Raw genomic sequence first — 18,685 nt, 5'->3', positions numbered from 1 at the left:
GGACTATATAGAAAAGTTTAAAAAAATGGACAGTTTACAATAATATTTTCTGTAAGTCGGATATGGAAAATATTTATTATTTATAGGAATTATCTTAATCTTGAATTGCTAGATCATAAAAAAAACTAAACCCCGCACATTTCAGCGGGGTTTGTTGTGAATATTAGAATCAATTTTTAATTTCTTTCGCTGGTCTGATAATCAGCATGTTTTTCATTACGGTAATGGTCAAATTCCTGTCGATAGTGAATCCCGCATTTTGTAACCAATTACCGGAAAGACGAATTTGTGGAAGTTCTTTAGGCTGGGGCCTGAAAATAGATGGGCAACGCGATGCTCTGTAAAAAGAATACGTTTTAACGTGACGAACAGTCAATATCTTAGGGGTTCGTTTTGTGGCAGAGATGGCATCTTTTGCCTCTGCGTGCTTTGTTTTTTCTGTGTTAGTCATTGCAGAAAGTTTTTTAGGGCCAAAAAAAATACGGTTTCAGCCTTTCCCGTTGACTAACACCTTTTCGAAGGCTGTGGGCGCATTAACGCTCCACACGGAGGTACCGAAACCGCGTATAGTGACATGTACGGGCATAAAAAAGCCCGCAATGTTCATAGCGAGCAAAGTCGCCTTCGTAAAAATGTTAGTCGGGGCAAAAGTACTAAAAGTATCTTTGTGTTTTGATAACGAAGAAAGAAAAATCTGCTTCCTGAACCTGATACGAGTAGTGATCCATTAAACGGATTGCAAAAAGCGATGTTAATCAGTTTATTGCATATTGAAAAGGAGAGAGGGCTTGGTTACACTCAAAAAGAAGATATAAAAACCATCGGGGACATGATGGAGTTCATCAAAAGATTCTGATTTAATTTTATTAGAAAAAATGAATATTGCTTTTTTTCTAATAAAAGAATGAAAAATAGTACTTAAAAGTATCAAAACAGGATTGTTATCTAGAATAATTCAAAATAATTTGGTTTGATTTGATACAAATAATACATTTGCGTTATTAAAAATAATTCTAAATAACATGAAAGTAAAAGTACTATTGCCACTTTTGGGCTGTTTGATGATGCTGCTTACGGCTTCTGCATCATTTGCACAGACGGGTACAATAAAAGGAACGGTTTCATTGTCTAATGATGAGGCAGCAGATAATATCTCTGTAACACTGAAAGGAACAAAGATTGGAACTACCACTGACGCTCAGGGAAATTATGAGATCAAGAACATCAGACCCGGAAATTATATTCTGAAGGTTTCGGTAATTGGGTTTTCATCTAAAGAAAAAAATGTTGAAGTTTCAGCAGGAAGTAATCTTGTCGAAAATTTCACACTGCTAACTACATCTGAAGCACTTACAGAAGTATTTGTAAAAGGGAATGCTAATAAATATACCAAATCTGAAAGCCAGTATGTGTCGAGGATGACGATTAAAAACCTTGAAAATGCACAGGTTTATAATGTGGTTACTAAAGAGTTGATCAAAGATCAGTTGGTAACCAATCAGGATGAGGCATTAAAAAATGTACCGGGTTTATATCAATTATGGGCAGCTACCAATCGTGCCGGTGATGGAGCTTCATGGTATTCTTTACGTGGATTTACCACTCAGAGTTTAGTGAGAAATGGTCTTGCCGGAAAAGTAAACAGTAACACTGATGCGGTAAATTTAGAAAGAATCGAAGTGATAAAAGGGCCATCAGCTACGCTTTTTGGAAATGTGGTTTCTTCTTACGGTGGATTAATCAACCGTGTAACTAAAAAACCTTATGATAATTTTGGTGGAGAAATTTCATATCAAAACGGAAGTTATGGTTTTAACCGTTTAACGGCCGATATCAATACTCCAATTAATGATGACCATACCGCATTGTTCAGATTGAATGCTGCTTTTGGAAATGCGAATACTTTTCAGGATTTCGGTTACTCAAAGAGTTTTTTCGTAGCGCCGTCTTTTGCTTATAAAGTAAACGATAAACTTACCATCTCTATCGATGCCGAAATTGGAAATCAGGACAACTCTGGTATGCCTTTAATTTATCTTCCTTTTGGAGTTTCTATTGCTGACTTAGGAGTTAATAATGCTAAGAATTTGGATGTTAATTTCAAAAGATCATTTTTAGGAGATGAATTTATGACCAACACCAAAACATTAAACGTTTTTGCGCAGGCTCTTTATCAAATTTCTGACGAATGGACTTCTCAAACCGTGTTCAGCAGCAGTTCTAATAAAGCAAGTGGTTTACAAACATGGTTTTACCTTTTGAAAGATCAGGAATTTTCAAGAAACGCCTGGGATGCAAATGGAAAAGATAACGCAATCGAATTCCAACAAAACTTTAATGGTGATTTCAAAATTGGATCCATGAGAAACCGCTTCTTAGTAGGTGGTGATATCTATTACGGTTCAAATAAATTATTATACCAAAGTTTACCGGGTTATGCGCCGTTTGATACCATAAAGTATACAGGAGCAGTGACTAATTATTATGACTTTAACCCAACAAATGTAAAGGATGCACTTACCGGGAAAGGGAATGCTCCTTATACCACTAATAGTTCTATAGCGACATATAGTGTTTACGTAGCAGATGCAATCAACATTACAGAAAGATTAATTCTTTCGGCAGCAGTACGTTTTGATCATTTTCAAAATAAAGGATCATTTGATCCTGCTTCGAATACAAAAGCGGACAATTTTTCGCAAAATGCCTTCTCACCAAAATTTGGTGCTGTGTATCAAATCGTAAAAGATCAGGTATCTGTTTTTGGAAATTACCAAAATAGTTTTACCAATAAAGGATTCTTAAATGCTAATGTTGGCGGAAAGCTTGAAATGAAACAGTTTGATCCTGAAAAAGCAAATCAGCTTGAAGTTGGTGTGAAAGTGAATGCATTCCAGAATAAAGTAAGCGCAACTTTTAGTTATTATGATATCAAAGTTGACAATATTGTAATTGCAGATCCGAATCTTCCAAATGCGAGCATACAAAACGGAACACAATATAGTAAAGGTTTTGAAGTAGAGCTTACAGCTAACCCAATTCCGGGATTGAACCTTCTTGTGGGGTACTCTAATAATAACTCTAAATTAAATGATTTAAGACCTGTAACTGCAGGACCTGAAAATCTAATCAATTACTGGTTCAGCTATAACCTTCAAAAAACAAAACTGAAAGGATTAGGTTTAGGATTTGGAGGGAATTACGGAGACGCTACCTACATTTACAATAATGGACCTGGTCAAACTTTTGAGCTTCCGTCATATGCTGTAGTTAATACTGCTTTGTACTACGATCAGCCAAAATACAGAGTGTCTTTAAAAGTAAATAACTTAACAGACCAATTGTATTTTAATGGTTATACGACAATAAATGTTCAGGCTCCACGTACTGTTATGGGAAGTTTAACTTATAAATTCTAGTTTTTTTTAGAGTACTGAATGCAAAAAGGCTCGAACGTAATGTTCGAGCCTTTTTTTGTTTGATGTAGTACTGCAGAAGTTAGTTACTTAATTCGGCTGATTTGAGTTTTGTTATTCCTTCGTGAAGAATTTGATCTTTCAAAGTTTAATAATAGGCGGTCCAAATGACTAAGTAACAGCTATAAATAATTTTTACCTCAATTTAAATTTTTATATTTGAATTGTCTGATACAGAATCAATTGTTGAATTTTTAATCATTACTTATGTTATTAAATAGAAGAATATCACTTTTGTACTTTGTTAATGAGATCAGATCGCAGATTGTACTGATCGTACTATTTGCGATATTAATTGGATTGCTCGACATGCATCCTTTATTTCAACAGGTATCTCTGCCGTTAAGTATTCCGGCATTAGTGGGTACTGCGGTTTCTCTTCTTCTTGCTTTTCGGACAGCGCAATCGTACGAAAGATGGTGGGAAGCCCGAACCGTTTGGGGAGCTATAGTAAATGATTCTAGGACTTTAATCCGGCAGATAATCCAATTTACATCAAAAGAAAATAAAGAGATTGCTGATGCTTTTACAGAAAGACAGATCATCTGGCTTTATGCATTGGGAGAGTCATTGCGCAAACAGCCGTTTTCACCAAGGGTGCAGACTTATCTTGATGCTTTTCAGATCAAAGCCTCTAATATCCCTAATGCTTTGTTGGATAAACACTCCCTGAACATTGCAGAATTAGCATCACAAGGACTAATTTCAGAGTTTAAACAGGTGCAGTTAAATGAAACATTAGCCAGACTTTGCGACAGTATGGGCAAATGTGAACGTTTAAAAAATACCGTTTTTCCAAAATCATATAGTGTATTAGTTCATACCCTGATCTATGTATTTGCAGCTATACTCCCTTTTGGACTCGAAGACTCACAGCTGGTGGTAGAGATTCTTATAACGATATTGATTCCTGTTCTGTTTATTTCCATAGAAAAAACAGCGATTATAATGCAGGATCCTTTTGAAAATACACCTGTTGACACACCAATGACTTCGCTTACAAAAACAATAGAGATCAATCTGCTTGAAATGACAGGGGCAGAAAATATACCAGTAAAAGAAAAAAATGAGCTTTATTACGAGATGTAATAAAATTACAATGTGGCATTAAAAAAGTATTTTATTATGGATATAGAATTTGAACTTTTACTTTCTGCCAAATTACTGTTGGCGCTTTTATTGGGAGGAATTATTGGTATTGAGAGAGAAAGAGAACAGCAGAATGCAGGTGTGCGAACTTTTGCGTGTATCTGTGTAGCTTCTTGTCTTTTTGTTTCTATTGCTGCCCATCTCACCGAGGATAAATCGGCTATTGCCAGAATGCTTGCAGCTATTGCAACAGGACTTGGTTTTATAGGGGCAGGGCTTATTTTTAGAGATGAAAAAAATCTACCTAAGGGATTAACCACTGCATCGGGTTTATGGACGACTTCGGCTGTAGGTATGGCCATCGCGCTCAATATGTTTGTTATCGCCATCTGCTCGACAGCCATTATACTTTTTATTTTTACAATTAATCAATTCTCATGGTACAGAAAGTTTGTAGAGAAATTATTTAAAGATAAAAATCTGAAAAAGTAATCTAAATCTGCAGGTAGGTATTGAGTGTGAAATTATTGAGAATCATAAAAAAGAGATTTCTTTCAGCAATGTAAATTGTATTTTTAATTCATCTATAATAGAGTAAAAAATTAAAAAAGAAAAAACATTGGTCACAAAAATGGAAAACGTACAAACTACGGGAACTGTAAAAATTGAAAAAGACCAGAGCAAACACAATTACCTGCAATTGGCCGAAGGTTCAGCAGGTTCAAATCTAAAAGCGGGGCTTTTCAAAAAGGATCAATAAGTTTTGAAACTTTGCGTTGAAAGTTTTTTATAAATTAGGATTGTGAGACTCACTAATCGGTACTATGTTAACCCTAAATTGGCATATGTTATCTGATTACGCATGAAATAGTATTAAGATGGAATAAACTTCTATTTTTAATAAAATTTCAACAAAAAACATGCAACCAATATCGCTTATTTCAGATCATTTTATTGAAGAAAAATGTAATTTTAAAGAACTTATAGAAAGACTTCGGGCTGGGTTTTCGACTTCGGATATCAACGTGCCTATGCGCCATCATCATGATTATCCTAATCCCGAAGAAGGTAAAGATTCTACACTGCTGCTAATGCCTGCATTCCAATCAGGTAAAGACTTAGGAGTAAAAATAGTGACGGTAAGTCCCAACAATGGTAAGTATGACCTGCCTTCCATTCAGGGAACTTATATTTATCTCGACGGGCACAAAGGAAATATAAAGGCAATTCTTGATGCAAAATCACTAACAGGCAAACGTACTGCGGCAACCTCTGCTTTGGCGAGCAGCTATCTTTCGAGAAAAGACTCCTCGTCTATGCTGATGATAGGTACAGGCGCATTGGCCATCAATTTAATTGAGGCGCATGCCAGTGTGAGACCCATAAAAGAAGTTTATGTTTGGGGAAGAACTATAGAAAAGGCACAATTGGTTTGCGATGCACTCAAAAATTCTCCATTTACTTGCAAACCCGTTTCAACTATAGAAGAAGTTATTTCTCAGGTTGATATCATTTCGTCAGCGACTTTATCACCCGTTCCGCTTGTTTTTGGAAAATGGCTGAAAGCAGGACAACATTTAGATCTTGTTGGAGCATACAAAAAAGATATGCGTGAGGCCGATGACGAAGCGGTTCTAAAATCGAGCCTGTTTTTGGATACTTATCAGGGCGGACTAAAGGAAAGCGGCGATATTTTGATTCCGCTAACAACCGGCATTATCACAGAAGAAACTATCAAAGCCGATTTGTTTGAATTATGCAGTACTGCAAAACCGGGCAGAATCTCTGAGACTGAAATCACTTATTTTAAATCGGTTGGACATGCTTTAGAAGACCTTGTCGCAGCCGGATATTTTTATGAAGCGTATAATTTAAAAGCACAAAAGAATGTCTAGTACCTACCAAAATATTTCTAATAATACTGATTATAAAGCAGACGCTTCCGTACTGCAGATCCAAACAATTGATATGCATACAGGGGGTGAGCCCTTGCGTGTAATTGTTTCCGGTTTTCCGAAATTGAAAGGAAATACTGTTTTAGAATACAGAAGAGATATAAAAGAAAATTACGATTATTTAAGAACGGCATTGATGTTTGAACCTCGCGGTCATGCCGATATGTACGGTTGTATTTTACTTCCGCCAAATGATGATGAAGCAGATTTTGGTATTCTTTTTATGCATAACGAAGGATACAGCAGTATGTGCGGTCATGCCATTATTGCGATAAGTACTTTGGCAGCAAAAATGAACTGGATCACAGTAAAAGAAGGTGAGAATGAATTGAAAATTGATGCTCCGTGCGGTCGGATTTTTTCGTTTGTCACGGTAGTAAACGGAGAAGTAACAGGAGTACGATTTCATTGCGTGCCCAGTTTTGCCGTAGGTTTAGATCGTGTTGTAAATGTTGAAGGGATTGGTGATGTCGTTTATGATTTGGCTTATGGAGGTGCTTTTTATGCTTACGTTGATTTGAGAAAAAATACACATTTGAATTTTGGATTAACGGAAGAAAATTACCGAACCATTATTCAAACCGGGGTCGATATCAAACATGCCGTAATGAAGCAGGATGCCGAAATTCAGCATCCGTTTGAGGAGGATTTGAGCTTTTTATACGGAACTATTTTTATCGACGAACCGTTGAATAGTGCTAACCACAGCCGAAATGTTTGTGTTTTTGCCGATGGAGAAGTCGATCGCTCTCCAACTGGTTCGGGTGTTTCCGGAAGAATTGCGATTGAAAAAACTAGAAATGCCATAAACTTTGGTGAACTTATTACGATAGAAAGTATCACAGGAAGTACTTTTAAAGGATCACTTGTAAGAGAAGAAAAATTCGGCCCCTTCAAGGCTGTAATTCCGCAAGTGGAAGGAACGGCTTTTGTAACAGGAGTAAATACGTTTTTAATAGATCCGAAAGATCCGATGAAGAATGGTTTTATACTAAGATAATGATCCGTTTAAAAAATATCCAGCATCACAATTAGTATAAGATTGGGAATTTCTAAGGATAAAAAATCTCTCCGTAAGCTTCCTGATTTGAAAGCATATGGAGAGATTTTTTTTATTCAAACACAATTTAGAAAAATTGAATCTTTTATTTTTATTTTTTGATGTAACCGGAGCAATTCAATTTTTAACGACCTTTTCGTTTTTTTGATATTCCATCTAAAAGTAGTGATTTTAAAAGAGAACGAAAAATGTTAAAGAGTTTCAGTGTAGCGTTTGAATTAAGATATAAAAATGTCGTTATTTGTATCATTATGGTCGATATTTAAGATGGTTTTGTAAGATTTTTGGTTTGTCATTGAAAGATATTATTTGATTTTAACAAAATGAAAGAAAATTATTACGTTAATAAAATGTTAGGAAATATGATTATTTTAAATAAAGTATTTATTTTGCCCAAAATTCTAAATTTCTTCTAAATTGAACCATTACTTTACTTGTCATTAAAGGCTATTATATGAGAATCGAAAAAAAAATTAACAAGGTTTCGGAAGACGGATTATGTAAATTATCTGTTTTTTCGAATGTTTCTGTTTTTTTTTCGTTTTTCTTTCAAACTGCTTTTTATTATTGGTACTCAAAAATTGCCAGTTTCATTTCAATTTACTTTTTTAAGATTTTATTTCCCTTACGTAAAGGGGTATCATTTGTGTTATTTTATTTAGTATATCTTTTACTTTTCTCCAAAAGATGGATAGGCACTTAAACGGTTATGGATTTTTTAATCTCCTCTTCATTTTAATTACAAAACTTTGCGGAGGGAATGAGCAATAATTGTTAAATCGCTTTCCTCTTAAAAAAAATAAGCAGCCTTTAAATTTACCATAACAAACAACACAATGAATACTAGTATTATTAAAAATTATTCAAAACTTAAGTTCTCCTTATATTTTTTGCCCTTATTCTGTTTAGCTGCTCTTGTAATGTTCCTTTATTATGAGAATGCTTTAAGTGTTTATAATTACGCACAAATTCAAAAAAGCACCTTTCTTTATATTAATTCCCATTTAGGACTTTATCCTAATTTACAATACAATCTTACTCAACTTGGAGATGCTTCGATTTTTTTATCCTTCTTAGCCCTTTTTATACTCTATGCACCCAAATTATGGGAAGCTTTGCTGTCGGGTTTATTATTTTCGCTCTTATTTTCCTGTCCGTTAAAAGCAATATTTGGTGTTCCAAGACCTGCCGTAATTTTTAATAATGAAATTACATGTATTATGGGAAGAAAATTATGTGGCTTCAATAGTTTGCCTTCAGGACATTCGATTGTAGTTTTTACTGTATTGACCATTATCTTATTTGCCTTTATGCCACAGCGATTGAAATTTAAAGTTCTGTGGTCCGTATCGATCATTACAATAGGATTTATTTTAGCATTTACAAGAGTAGCTGTAGGGGCACATTATCCCCTTGATGTAATTACAGGAAGTATTCTGGGGTATATTTCCGGAATCTCAGGTATTTTTATCAGCAGAAAATATAAAATAGGGGCCTGGATCAACAATGATAAATACTATCCCATTTTTATTGCATTGTTTATCATTTGTTGTATTTGCTTGGTCGGCAAAATTATTAAAGAAAATTTGATCATATATTATCTTTCGTTTATTAGCTTAGCAGTCTCACTTTATAAGATTACTTATGTTTACGTTAAAAAATAATTTAAGAATAACTCATTTTGTTCTATTGATGAGTTTTTTGATTTTTTTGTTCTTCCACCTGCCATTTTACAGCTTTGTTTTTAACAATGTCGATTATAAAAGTTTCAATGGTATTGTTTTGATTGTGAGTTTGGTAATTTTAATGCTGGTGCTTAATGCATTTGTTTTATACCTCTTGTTTTCGCTCTCTCGTCATGTTGGGAAAGTTTTGCTGATCTTGTTTTTTATTGTTAGTTCAATTGCAGTCTACTTTGTGAATACGTATAGTGTCATCATTGATGAAAGTATGATTGGCAATATTTTGAATACCAATTACGAAGAATCCAGCAGTTTTTTTTCTTTTAAAGTAATTTTGTACGTAATTTTTCTTGGAATTATTCCGAGTATTTACATTGCAAAGGTCAAAATAACTAAGGTGCCATTGAAGGAGTTTTCAATCACTTCTTCAGTAACTTTAGTATTTATTGCCGTTTTGATATTTGTTAATGCCAGCAATTGGCTTTGGATTGACAAAAATTCGAAACGACTTGGAGGTCTTGCAATGCCATGGTCTTATTCGGTTAATACACCGCTATTTTACATTCATAAGTTCAAGAAAAATGAAAAGGAAATTTTGTTGCCCAATGCTGTTATAAAAGACAACGAGAAATCGGTTGTAGTTTTGGTTATCGGCGAATCGGCGAGAAGACAAAATTTTTCTCTTTACGGTTATAAGAAAAACACCAATCCGTTACTTTCCAAAACAGAAAATGTATTTCATTTTAATGCCAATTCTTGTGCTACATATACTACTGCAGGTGTAAAATGTATTTTAGAGCATAAGAACAGTGATGATCTCTATGAAATTTTGCCTAATTATTTATATCGAAATAATGTTGAGGTCATTTGGAGAACGACCAATTGGGGAGAACCGCCAGTTCATATAAAAAACTATCAAAACAAGGAAGCATTAAAAGCCGATTGTAAAGGTGTGGAATGCGATTATGATGAGGTTTTACTAAGAGGATTAAAAGAGCAGATTCAGGCCAGTAAAAAGAATAAAATACTAATTGTACTCCATACCAGTACAAGTCACGGACCTACATACAGTAAAAAATATCCACCACAATTTGAGACTTTTAAACCAGTCTGTAATAGTGTTGAATTGGGTAAATGTTCTCAAAATGAACTTCTTAATGCTTATGATAATACAATTGTGTATACCGATTATATACTTCATAGTGTAATTGAGGATTTAAAAGAACTAAAAGAATACAAAAGTACCATGATTTTTGTTTCAGATCACGGAGAATCTTTAGGAGAGAAAAATCTTTATATGCACGGTGTGCCTATTAGCATTGCCCCTAAGGAACAATATGAGATTCCGTTTATTGTTTGGGTATCTGATCATTCAAAACAGCTTAAGCCTAATGAAACATTAACTCAAAACCATGTTTTTCATAGTGTTTTAAAATTTCTTAATGTGGAAAGTCCGGTTTATGATGAGAAAATGAACATTTTTAAATAAGAAGTATTTGTGGTTTTGTCGCAGCTGTGGTAACTTGTTATCTCAGTCATTTCTAATTGAGTGGAACAGCTGCGACAGAAGCTGATATTGACTATAAAAAGAACTTTTGAATACTTAGTTTAACCCGTTGGGTGTAATTATTTTTAACGCATGGAGACATAGACTTTCTTCCTGTAAAAAATCTATGTCTCTATGCGTTAAATATTTTTTTACATGTAGATCTTGCAGATTTTCTAATCTTTTTAATCCGTTAATCCGTGGCTGTTTTTTAAAAACATAAACATAGACTCTCTTATTAAAAATAGGGCGTTTTACATTTCACTTCTTACTTTTTTAGGAGAATCTATGTTTCTATGTGTTAAATGATTTTTGTATTAATTACTCAACAGCCTTATTTTAATTTTTTTGATCAGAGGGATAAAAAATCTGCTTTCTACTAATTAAAACAGGTAGAATTACGCTTAAAAATCACAGTTTTAGTGAGTTTATTTGTTGTTACCAATAACATATCAAACAAATAAACTCCCTAATTATGGAAAACTACTTACACGGCTTACTCGACGAAGAGAATGACCCAATTATTCAGCAATATTTAAAATACATCGACGAAGGAATTCCCCGTACGGATAAACCAAAAGACGTATTGATCATTGGTGCCGGAATGGCAGGAATGGTAGCAGCGGCTATGTTGAAGGAGGCAGGCCATAAGGTTACAATAGTGGAATCTAATACCCGTGTTGGCGGCCGAATTAAAACCTTCCGAAATTCTAAGGACAAGAAATATTTCGAAGACGATACTGTTTATGGCGAAGCCGGAGCAATGCGCATCCCGACCATACATCAGATGGTACTCAAATACATCGATAAACTAGGACTCAAAACAGAGCCTTTTTATTATTTGTCGGTTGATAAAGCTCAGGCAATTGCATATCAGGCGGATCCTGCTAAACCAAAACCGGAAGTTACAAGAAACTCTCTTTTTTACGTCAACCGCAAACGTGTGGTTCAAAATGAATATATCCCAAAGGATGCGAGTAAAATTGTCGATGTAAACGCCTTGCTCGACTTTCATTTAGGCAGTAGCGAAAACATGCGGGCAGACCAGTTAATGGCCAATCTTATTAATCCGCTTAAAGCTTTTATTGCCGAAGATCCGGAGAAAAACTGGCCCGTTTTGATCGAGCGTTACGGGGAGTATTCGATGCGTCGTTTCCTGAAAGAACATTCCATGTATTCTGAAAATGCTATTGAAATGATTGGTGTGCTCCAAAACCTGGAATCCAGAATGGCTTACGATTTCATCCAGAGTTTTATTGAACAAAATATTATTAAGGATTCTACGCGATTTATGGAAATTGTAGGCGGATGTGACAAGCTCCCTAATGCCTTTTTTAAAGCCCATAAACTAGAAGAAAATACCTATTTCGATTGTAGGATGACTAAAATGATGCTTGTCAACGACAAGGTAAAAATAGAAGTAGACATAGAGGTACAGCGTGACCCTCAGTTTTATGAAGATGCAGGATTCAAAGCATTAAAAACACCTGTTAGCGATATGGAATTTGATGAAGTAATTGTCAGCATACCATTTTCGGCACTAAGGCACGTTTATGTAACACCACAATTCAAGCAGCAAAAACGAAAAGCAATTCGGGAACTGCATTATGATTCTGCTACTAAAATATTGCTTGAATTTCGTGAAAAATGGTGGCAGGAAGCTCCGTATAATATCGTGGGCGGTGGTACAATTACCGATTTTTCTAACCGTTTTACGTATTATCCGAGTAATGATTTGGGAAGTAACGGACATGGTGTCGTTTTGGCTTCCTATTGCTGGTCAGACGAAGCAAGCCGTTGGGATTCGATGGATGATGATGACCGATATTTCTATGCACTTAAAAATCTGGCCATCATGCACAGCGATGATGTGAAAGAACAGCAGCGTATTATTGATCTTGCTGTAATCAGTTCAAGTATCAAAGACCGAAAAGGGAAACCCGGAAAATTAGTGGGTGCTGCAACACAAAGCTGGATGCGAGATCCTTATGCTTTTGGCGAAGCGGCAATCTTCAATCCGGGTCAGTTACAGTTATTACAGCGCCATATTATTTCTACAGAATGGAAAGGAAAAGCACATTTCGCAGGAGAGCATACTTCTTTGAAACATGCCTGGATTGAAGGCGCTATCGAATCGGGAATTCGTACCGCACTGGAAGTCAACGAAAATATAGGTAATCTTAATAACCCGATTTAAGATGGCAGAGCAAAAAATATCAGTAGCAAAGTACCTGCAGATACGCCTGGAAGAATTAGGGCTTACCCACTTATTTGGTATTGCAGGCAATTATACCGCTCCGTTTTTAAATACAATCCTTGAAGACAAAAATGCAAAAATTAAAATTGTTAACGATACAAACGAAATAAATGCCGGACATTGTACGGATGCTTATGCACGACAAAATGGTTTTGCAGCAGTAGCGGTAACCTACGGCGTGGGAGCATTTACGTTGTTGAATTCGGTTGCAGGTTCTTATGTAGAACATTGTCCCGTTTTGGTTATCAATGGAGCTCCAACCAATAAAGATCAACAGCGAAGCCTTGTTCAGGGAATGCTGGCTTCACACATGACTGGTGATATGTACAGCAATATCAATGTGTTTCGTAATGTTACTGTTGCAGCCGAACAGATTACGGGTTCATCTGACGCTCCTTATAAGATTGATGCAGTACTAAATGCCTGTCTTTTATACGGAAGACCGGTTTACCTTGAGGTTTTTGAAGATGCATGGCGAATGGAATGCAATGCACCTGTTACTCCATTGGTAGAAAAAGGAACATCAAAATGCCAGACAAGTGCACGCAAGGCAGCTCAAAGGGTTGCTGCAATGGCCCGTGGAAAAGAGATTATTTTCTGGGGCGGAATCGAAATTCAGCGTTACGGCATTCAAAAAGAATTTTTGGATCTCATTGAAACTACCGATACGGAATTTGTAACTTCCATACTCGGAAAATCGATCGTTTCTGAAAACCATCGTAAATTTAGGGGTGTTTTTAATGGTAAAGCATCACCAAAAGATGTTAAGGAACAGTTTGAAAAGGCTCAGGTGAAAATTGGTCTCGGTGTATGGACCACGGGTAAAAATCTGGGTGGTTTTGATGTCTGGAAAGAAGACACGGTACTCGCGAATCACAGCGGCGTAAGAATAGGTGCTTCTTATGTGGCCAATGTATCGCTAAAGGATTTTATTATTTTCCTGAAAGAAGAACTCACTAAAGTTACCTTTAGTGCCTATGAAATGTATGACACGGAAAAAAAGCTGCCTAAATCATTTTTTGTCGCTGATGACAGCATAGCAAAAAAGGAAAAACCACTTTTGACCTATGATACATTTTTTAAACGGATCAATAGCTTTATAAACGGCAGTCATATAGTAGTTGCAGATGCCGGTTTTCCTTTATTGGGAGCCCAAGGCATCCGTATTGCAGAACCTAATGGATTTGTGGCGCAGGCATCATGGCTTTCTATCGGTTATTCTGTACCTGCTGCAACCGGAATAAAATGTGCCAGACCGGATAAAAGACCGGTGGTATTTGTTGGCGATGGTGCTTTTCAGGAAACTTGTCAGGCTATATCAACACAGAACAAACTGAAACATGATACTATTGTTTTTGTATTGGATAATGGTATTTATGGTATCGAACAAATGCTGGTGAATCCAAATCCTTTCCGTGGTGCAGATCAGGTAGATTATGATATCCCTGATTTAAACAGTGTCTATGACTACAATGAAATGCATCGTTGGAAATATGCGAAACTCGTTGATGTATTTGGTGGGAAAGGTTTTGAAGTGAACACTCTTGATGAGCTCGAAGACGTTTTACAACAGCTTGATACTATTAAGGAAAATACAATCATACACGTGAACATTCCAAAAACATCCATTCCGGAAGCGATTGCCTATAAAACGGAGGAGCCGGGAGAGGATGAATTTTTAGATAAAGACTGGAGTTTGTGTTAGGTTAAAAGGAGTGGTCTTGACATTTCTATAATTACTTATTATCTTTAGAAATTCGGATAAAAAAAAGAAAAAGAACAGAGTGGGAGTAAACTGGGGGATAGATGAAATCTATATAAAGTTTAACTTTAAAAATAAGCAAGTTTCACTCTGTTCTCTTTTATCAATTCAGTTAATTTTTCTTTCCAGTTTTTGGCTATTGAGCCGCCAGAATCATTATCATAATTATCATCATTGTCATTAATAATGTTATTTAATAAATAATTTACAGCTGCTATAATTTTTTTTTCAGAGACAGTTGTTGGAACTCCTCCACGCAATACATGATGATCTATCGATGACAGTGATGCATAGTTAATGGTAAATCCTTCGGTAAGTATTTTTTCTCCTTTGGTATTAAAAGAGGTATCGCATCTTGATAGAGAGGTTAGTATTTGGGGAGAAACCCAAGAACCACGAGAAAGCCTTTCCCAGTATAAATTAATTAAACGGTCTCTTTTTGCCTGACTAATCAATAATAGTGAAACCGATGCTACTAGGTGAGCTCTCCAATTTTCCTGCTCTAATAATAATCTAATACCTTCACTAATTTTCTGTTCAGAGTTTGTTTCGAGTATGGCTTCTAATTTCGAAAAACTTAATTTTAAGTTGAAACTTTGAGATTCGTCACTTGTTAGCTCTACTAAACTTAGAAAAGGCAAATGGTTTGGATGCCCGTCCCAAAAATCCTTGAAAATCCCTAAATTCATTTTTAATTATATTTATGCAGTTAAACAAATGCTAATATAGGGAATTAAAAGCCTAATTACAGCTTTTGAGTATTGTTTGATACTAGTTGAATAATGCTCCTTGTTAATGGTTAGCAGTTTCTATCTGCACCTTTGACAGAGGTTGGTGAAAGTGTTTTTTTAACCTGTAGATGGGAAGATAAGTAAACAATATTGAAAGCAGGCCTGCAAGAACAGCATCCAGAAGAGCCATAAGGGTAGGATCTAATTTATGGTTAACCGTTAAGCTCTGCTGTGCAAGAAGCAATATTGTTAATACCAGTAAACCGGTTATGATGCCATGCAAGAGGCATAATTTTGTTATAAACTTGTTTTTATTCAGCTTATGGTCTATTGCCACTTCGATTAATTCTTGTTTGGAGGCGACAATAACCCGATTGATGATATCCATTGTCAGGATTACAGGCAAAAAGATAGCCATTGGCAATGTTAAACGTGCTAAGCTTTGAGGACCGGCAAAAAAATGAGTATATCCTAATTCCTGGAAACTGGCATAAGCAATAATAAAATTGAAACATACGTTGGGAAGGATATAGTAAATGGCTCGCTTTCTTAAAAAGCGTTTGAGGGATGTTTTTTTGGTCTGAACTGCTGTTTTCATACGTAATTTATAAGGGTAAAGCCAGTATTTCCAAGGCCTTATCTTTAATTTTTGAAGCTTCTTGTTTCGATAAGAAGTCTTCGTTGGACATTAAGGTAAAGTCCATTTGATTGTTAAAAGTAGTCGTCACTAAAGTGTTTGAATTTAGCCAGGGAAATGCTACTGTTGGACTGAAGATATCTTCCAGAATAAAATTTTTGTAATCGTTCCGGATTTGAAGGTTACCCATATTCGACAGCGTCAGATCGTGTGCACCTCGACTGGATTTTAGCAGCGTAATCATGCGATGTACCAGAGGGTGCATCTGTTCACCCATCCATAGTAGTTCCCGGGCATCCATTTTTTCTATTTTTTGAGCAAGATCTTTTTTGATGTGTTTCGCCTGATCCAATATCTGATTTTTTTCTTTTTTTAAAGACAGTTCCACCGTTGGGGCAAAGGCAAACATTTGGTCTTTTCTGATTTCAGGAATAAAATGGCGGATATCAATAGGACTGATGATCTTTTTTTTTGCTGATTTTCCTTGTAGGTCCTGAAAAGCCTGCATAAAAGCGGTACAAAGAATGGCGTGTACCGAAATACCACTGTCTTTGCATTTTTGCTTTATAACGGCGGAGTTTGTTGGATCTAATTTCCAATGAATGGCATAATTTTTTCCGAGATTTCTTTTTTTATTTTTCCGTTGCAGTAAAAAGAAAAATTTCCCCAAAAATAAAAAAAGCTTTGCTTTGCGAGCTTTTTTTTGAAGATCAAACTGGGGCGTTAGGAAATTGTTGACCGATTGGAAGAGTGGATAGGGTTTCAGATCAAGTGTCGGATTATCGATTAAGGCAAGTAATTCCTGCATCAAAGTGACCATGCTGGTTCCATCGCAGATACAATGTGGCACTACCCATAACAATTCAGAGAATTTTTGTCCTTTGATCCATACCAATTGAGCCAAAGGGGAGCCTTCGCCTTTAAACTGCCGATACCATTCCTGTTCAGATTCCACTAACCAATGGGTATCTGTTTGGCGTTTTACGATGCGAAGCGGAATAGGTTTCATATTTTCCCTGATCGCATAAGCCGGATGCTGCTTATCCTGTAAATCAACCTCTGCACGGAGCAATGGATGCTTGTGTTGGATTTTTGTTAAGGCAATTTCGATCTGTTCTTGTAGAATTTCACCTTTGATTTTTGCCGTAAAGACACAGTTTAGAGGTGTAGCGGAATCCACATACATGATTCGTTCCACTAATAAGAGTTTTCGCTTGTTCATGAGGCGGCTTGATAATTTAATTGGTGTTTAATAGAATCAATTATTTCATCACGAATAGCTAAGGCTTCGTGATAAGGCAAATAACCTTCACTTCCCATAAACGAGAAGTCGATAACACCTTGATAAGTAGAGGTAAGGATAGTTGTTGTATTACCCAATGGCCCAATGACTGATGGACTTCGAATCGTTTCCAACGCAAAGGATTGGTATTGATGTGGTATCTGAATACGTCCCAGGTTAGAAAACATACAATCGTTGGAGGACTTGCCTCGTTTTAGAAGTTTTGTAAAGTTGTTCAACGCCTTATGAGCAGATTCCATAACCATCATGGTGATATAGGGATTAAGTTTGGCAGTTTTGCGATCTACATGCTGCTGCATGACACGTAAATTGTTTAAGAAATCGAGTTTAGGATCTGATGACAGGACGATCATCAGACCGAAGGCGAAAATATGATCTTTTTTTACCTGAGGAGCAAAGCGCCTGATATCTACCGGACAAGAAACTTTATTAAAGGCTTTGTTTCCGCGTACTTTTTTAAAGGTGTCCAATACGACAGCACTTAAAAAAGTATTGACGGTTATGGCTAGTGATTGACAATGGGAAATAAGCTGTTGACTTGTGGCCGGATCTAATTTCCAATGAATCAAATAGTCTGTCTGTCGATCAATCGCTTTTTTGCTGACGGGAATGCATTTGATGGCGAATGTTGCCAGTCGACCAATCATTTTTGCTTTGAATCTTTGTCTATTACTATTTAAAATTAGGGAAGGAACGACGTCCTGAATACCTAAAATAGGATTTTCAATGCCTATATCTGCTTTAGGATTATCCAATACTTTTAAAAATTCATGAATTAAATTCATCGCAGCACCACCATCACACAGACAGTGATGAAAAGTCAGGAGCATATCTGAAGTATCATTTCCTTTGATCCACACCAGGCGGATCAAAGGTTTGTTTTTATAATCAAAGAGTGTCTGCAATTCTCGCATAGTTTCTTGTTGCCAGTCCTCTTCTTTTTTTTGATCTACAATACGGATAGGAATTGGATTCGCTAGCTTAGATACTTCAAACCACGGGATATTTTTTTCATCAATATGGATACATGCTCGTAACCAGGGATGTTTTTTCTGAAGTCTGCCCAAAGCATACTGAATCTCTTTTTCCTCCAATACACCGCGCAGGCGAAAAGGAATAACAACATGGAAAGGGTCTTTTCCTTCTCCCAAAAGCATACGCTCTCCAAATAACAATCTTCTTTTCAT

General features: G+C 36.0%; 15 protein-coding genes. 10 read left to right on the top strand and 5 right to left on the bottom strand.

The window, feature by feature from the left end; translation table 11 throughout:
• Positions 1–169 precede the first annotated feature (169 nt).
• Positions 170–451 carry a SymE family type I addiction module toxin gene (locus B0A80_RS18275; protein WP_089078233.1) on the bottom strand — a complete coding sequence of 94 codons (282 nt, stop codon included), beginning with the start codon at positions 449–451 and terminating at the stop codon, positions 170–172.
• A 571-nt stretch (positions 452–1,022) separates the two neighbouring features.
• Here B0A80_RS18275 and B0A80_RS18265 point away from each other — a divergent pair.
• The 10 genes from B0A80_RS18265 to B0A80_RS18220 all read left to right on the top strand — a co-directional run bounded on the left by B0A80_RS18265 (position 1,023) and on the right by B0A80_RS18220 (position 14,770).
• Positions 1,023–3,419 carry a TonB-dependent receptor gene (locus tag B0A80_RS18265; protein WP_089078232.1) on the top strand — a complete coding sequence of 799 codons (2,397 nt, stop codon included), beginning with the start codon at positions 1,023–1,025 and terminating at the stop codon, positions 3,417–3,419.
• Positions 3,420–3,683: 264 nt separating this feature from the next.
• A complete protein-coding gene (locus B0A80_RS18260; protein ID WP_089078231.1) occupies positions 3,684–4,565 on the top strand; it encodes a bestrophin family protein in 882 nt (293 codons plus the stop codon).
• 36 nt (positions 4,566–4,601) lie between these two features.
• Complete coding sequence (locus tag B0A80_RS18255; RefSeq protein ID WP_035746451.1) at positions 4,602–5,057, top strand: MgtC/SapB family protein; 456 nt, start codon at positions 4,602–4,604, stop codon at positions 5,055–5,057.
• 139 nt (positions 5,058–5,196) lie between these two features.
• The gene (locus B0A80_RS21100; protein ID WP_262487855.1) at positions 5,197–5,325 is read left to right on the top strand and encodes a hypothetical protein; all 129 of its coding nucleotides are present in this window, start codon (positions 5,197–5,199) and stop codon (positions 5,323–5,325) included.
• A gap of 160 nt (positions 5,326–5,485) precedes the next feature.
• Positions 5,486–6,460 (top strand): bifunctional Delta(1)-pyrroline-2-carboxylate/Delta(1)-piperideine-2-carboxylate reductase, encoded by a 975-nt coding sequence (lhpI, locus tag B0A80_RS18250; RefSeq protein ID WP_089078230.1) that lies wholly within the window; start codon positions 5,486–5,488, stop codon positions 6,458–6,460.
• Positions 6,453–7,520, top strand: coding sequence for a proline racemase family protein (locus tag B0A80_RS18245; protein WP_089078229.1), 1,068 nt, complete (start codon positions 6,453–6,455; stop codon positions 7,518–7,520). Before lhpI ends, B0A80_RS18245 begins: the two co-directional genes overlap by 8 nt.
• Before the next feature lie 896 nt (positions 7,521–8,416).
• On the top strand, positions 8,417–9,244 hold the full coding sequence (locus tag B0A80_RS18235; protein ID WP_026109970.1) for a phosphatase PAP2 family protein: 828 nt from the start codon (positions 8,417–8,419) through the stop codon (positions 9,242–9,244).
• Positions 9,225–10,751, top strand: a complete 1,527-nt coding sequence (gene eptA / locus B0A80_RS18230; RefSeq protein WP_070905565.1) for a phosphoethanolamine--lipid A transferase EptA — start codon at positions 9,225–9,227, stop codon at positions 10,749–10,751. Before B0A80_RS18235 ends, eptA begins: the two co-directional genes overlap by 20 nt.
• Positions 10,752–11,283: 532 nt before the next feature.
• A complete protein-coding gene (locus B0A80_RS18225) occupies positions 11,284–13,005 on the top strand; it encodes a flavin monoamine oxidase family protein (protein ID WP_070905564.1) in 1,722 nt (573 codons plus the stop codon).
• A 1-nt stretch (position 13,006) separates the two neighbouring features.
• Complete coding sequence (locus B0A80_RS18220; RefSeq protein ID WP_089078228.1) at positions 13,007–14,770, top strand: alpha-keto acid decarboxylase family protein; 1,764 nt, start codon at positions 13,007–13,009, stop codon at positions 14,768–14,770.
• A 125-nt stretch (positions 14,771–14,895) separates the two neighbouring features.
• Here the strand turns inward: B0A80_RS18220 and B0A80_RS18215 are convergent, their stop codons facing one another.
• From B0A80_RS18215 to B0A80_RS18200, 4 genes are all read right to left on the bottom strand, one after another.
• Positions 14,896–15,516 (bottom strand): hypothetical protein, encoded by a 621-nt coding sequence (locus B0A80_RS18215; protein ID WP_089078227.1) that lies wholly within the window; start codon positions 15,514–15,516, stop codon positions 14,896–14,898.
• Between the two features lie 103 nt (positions 15,517–15,619).
• The gene (locus B0A80_RS18210; RefSeq protein WP_089078226.1) at positions 15,620–16,156 is read right to left on the bottom strand and encodes a hypothetical protein; all 537 of its coding nucleotides are present in this window, start codon (positions 16,154–16,156) and stop codon (positions 15,620–15,622) included.
• A 7-nt stretch (positions 16,157–16,163) separates the two neighbouring features.
• The gene (locus B0A80_RS18205) at positions 16,164–17,417 is read right to left on the bottom strand and encodes a condensation domain-containing protein (RefSeq protein ID WP_089078225.1); all 1,254 of its coding nucleotides are present in this window, start codon (positions 17,415–17,417) and stop codon (positions 16,164–16,166) included.
• A complete protein-coding gene (locus B0A80_RS18200; RefSeq protein ID WP_089078224.1) occupies positions 17,414–18,685 on the bottom strand; it encodes a condensation domain-containing protein in 1,272 nt (423 codons plus the stop codon). The genes B0A80_RS18205 and B0A80_RS18200 overlap by 4 nt, the downstream gene beginning before the upstream one ends.

Origin of the sequence: Flavobacterium tructae (genome assembly GCF_002217475.1) — a bacterium.
Lineage (GTDB): Bacteria > Bacteroidota > Bacteroidia > Flavobacteriales > Flavobacteriaceae > Flavobacterium > Flavobacterium tructae.
This window is presented reverse-complemented; position numbering and strand designations above follow the sequence as displayed.

Excerpts from the sequence above, each read along its gene's own strand:
- B0A80_RS18275 (WP_089078233.1), bottom strand. The coding sequence starts at position 451 with ATGACTAACACAGAAAAAACAAAGCACGCAGAGGCAAAAGATGCCATC.
- B0A80_RS18265 (WP_089078232.1), top strand. The coding sequence starts at position 1,023 with ATGAAAGTAAAAGTACTATTGCCACTTTTGGGCTGTTTGATGATGCTG.
- B0A80_RS18260 (WP_089078231.1), top strand. The coding sequence starts at position 3,684 with ATGTTATTAAATAGAAGAATATCACTTTTGTACTTTGTTAATGAGATC.
- B0A80_RS18255 (WP_035746451.1), top strand. The coding sequence starts at position 4,602 with ATGGATATAGAATTTGAACTTTTACTTTCTGCCAAATTACTGTTGGCG.
- B0A80_RS21100 (WP_262487855.1), top strand. The coding sequence starts at position 5,197 with ATGGAAAACGTACAAACTACGGGAACTGTAAAAATTGAAAAAGACCAG.
- lhpI (WP_089078230.1), top strand. The coding sequence starts at position 5,486 with ATGCAACCAATATCGCTTATTTCAGATCATTTTATTGAAGAAAAATGT.
- B0A80_RS18245 (WP_089078229.1), top strand. The coding sequence starts at position 6,453 with ATGTCTAGTACCTACCAAAATATTTCTAATAATACTGATTATAAAGCA.
- B0A80_RS18235 (WP_026109970.1), top strand. The coding sequence starts at position 8,417 with ATGAATACTAGTATTATTAAAAATTATTCAAAACTTAAGTTCTCCTTA.
- eptA (WP_070905565.1), top strand. The coding sequence starts at position 9,225 with ATGTTTACGTTAAAAAATAATTTAAGAATAACTCATTTTGTTCTATTG.
- B0A80_RS18225 (WP_070905564.1), top strand. The coding sequence starts at position 11,284 with ATGGAAAACTACTTACACGGCTTACTCGACGAAGAGAATGACCCAATT.
- B0A80_RS18220 (WP_089078228.1), top strand. The coding sequence starts at position 13,007 with ATGGCAGAGCAAAAAATATCAGTAGCAAAGTACCTGCAGATACGCCTG.
- B0A80_RS18215 (WP_089078227.1), bottom strand. The coding sequence starts at position 15,516 with ATGAATTTAGGGATTTTCAAGGATTTTTGGGACGGGCATCCAAACCAT.
- B0A80_RS18210 (WP_089078226.1), bottom strand. The coding sequence starts at position 16,156 with ATGAAAACAGCAGTTCAGACCAAAAAAACATCCCTCAAACGCTTTTTA.
- B0A80_RS18205 (WP_089078225.1), bottom strand. The coding sequence starts at position 17,417 with ATGAACAAGCGAAAACTCTTATTAGTGGAACGAATCATGTATGTGGAT.
- B0A80_RS18200 (WP_089078224.1), bottom strand. The coding sequence starts at position 18,685 with ATGAAAAGAAGATTGTTATTTGGAGAGCGTATGCTTTTGGGAGAAGGA.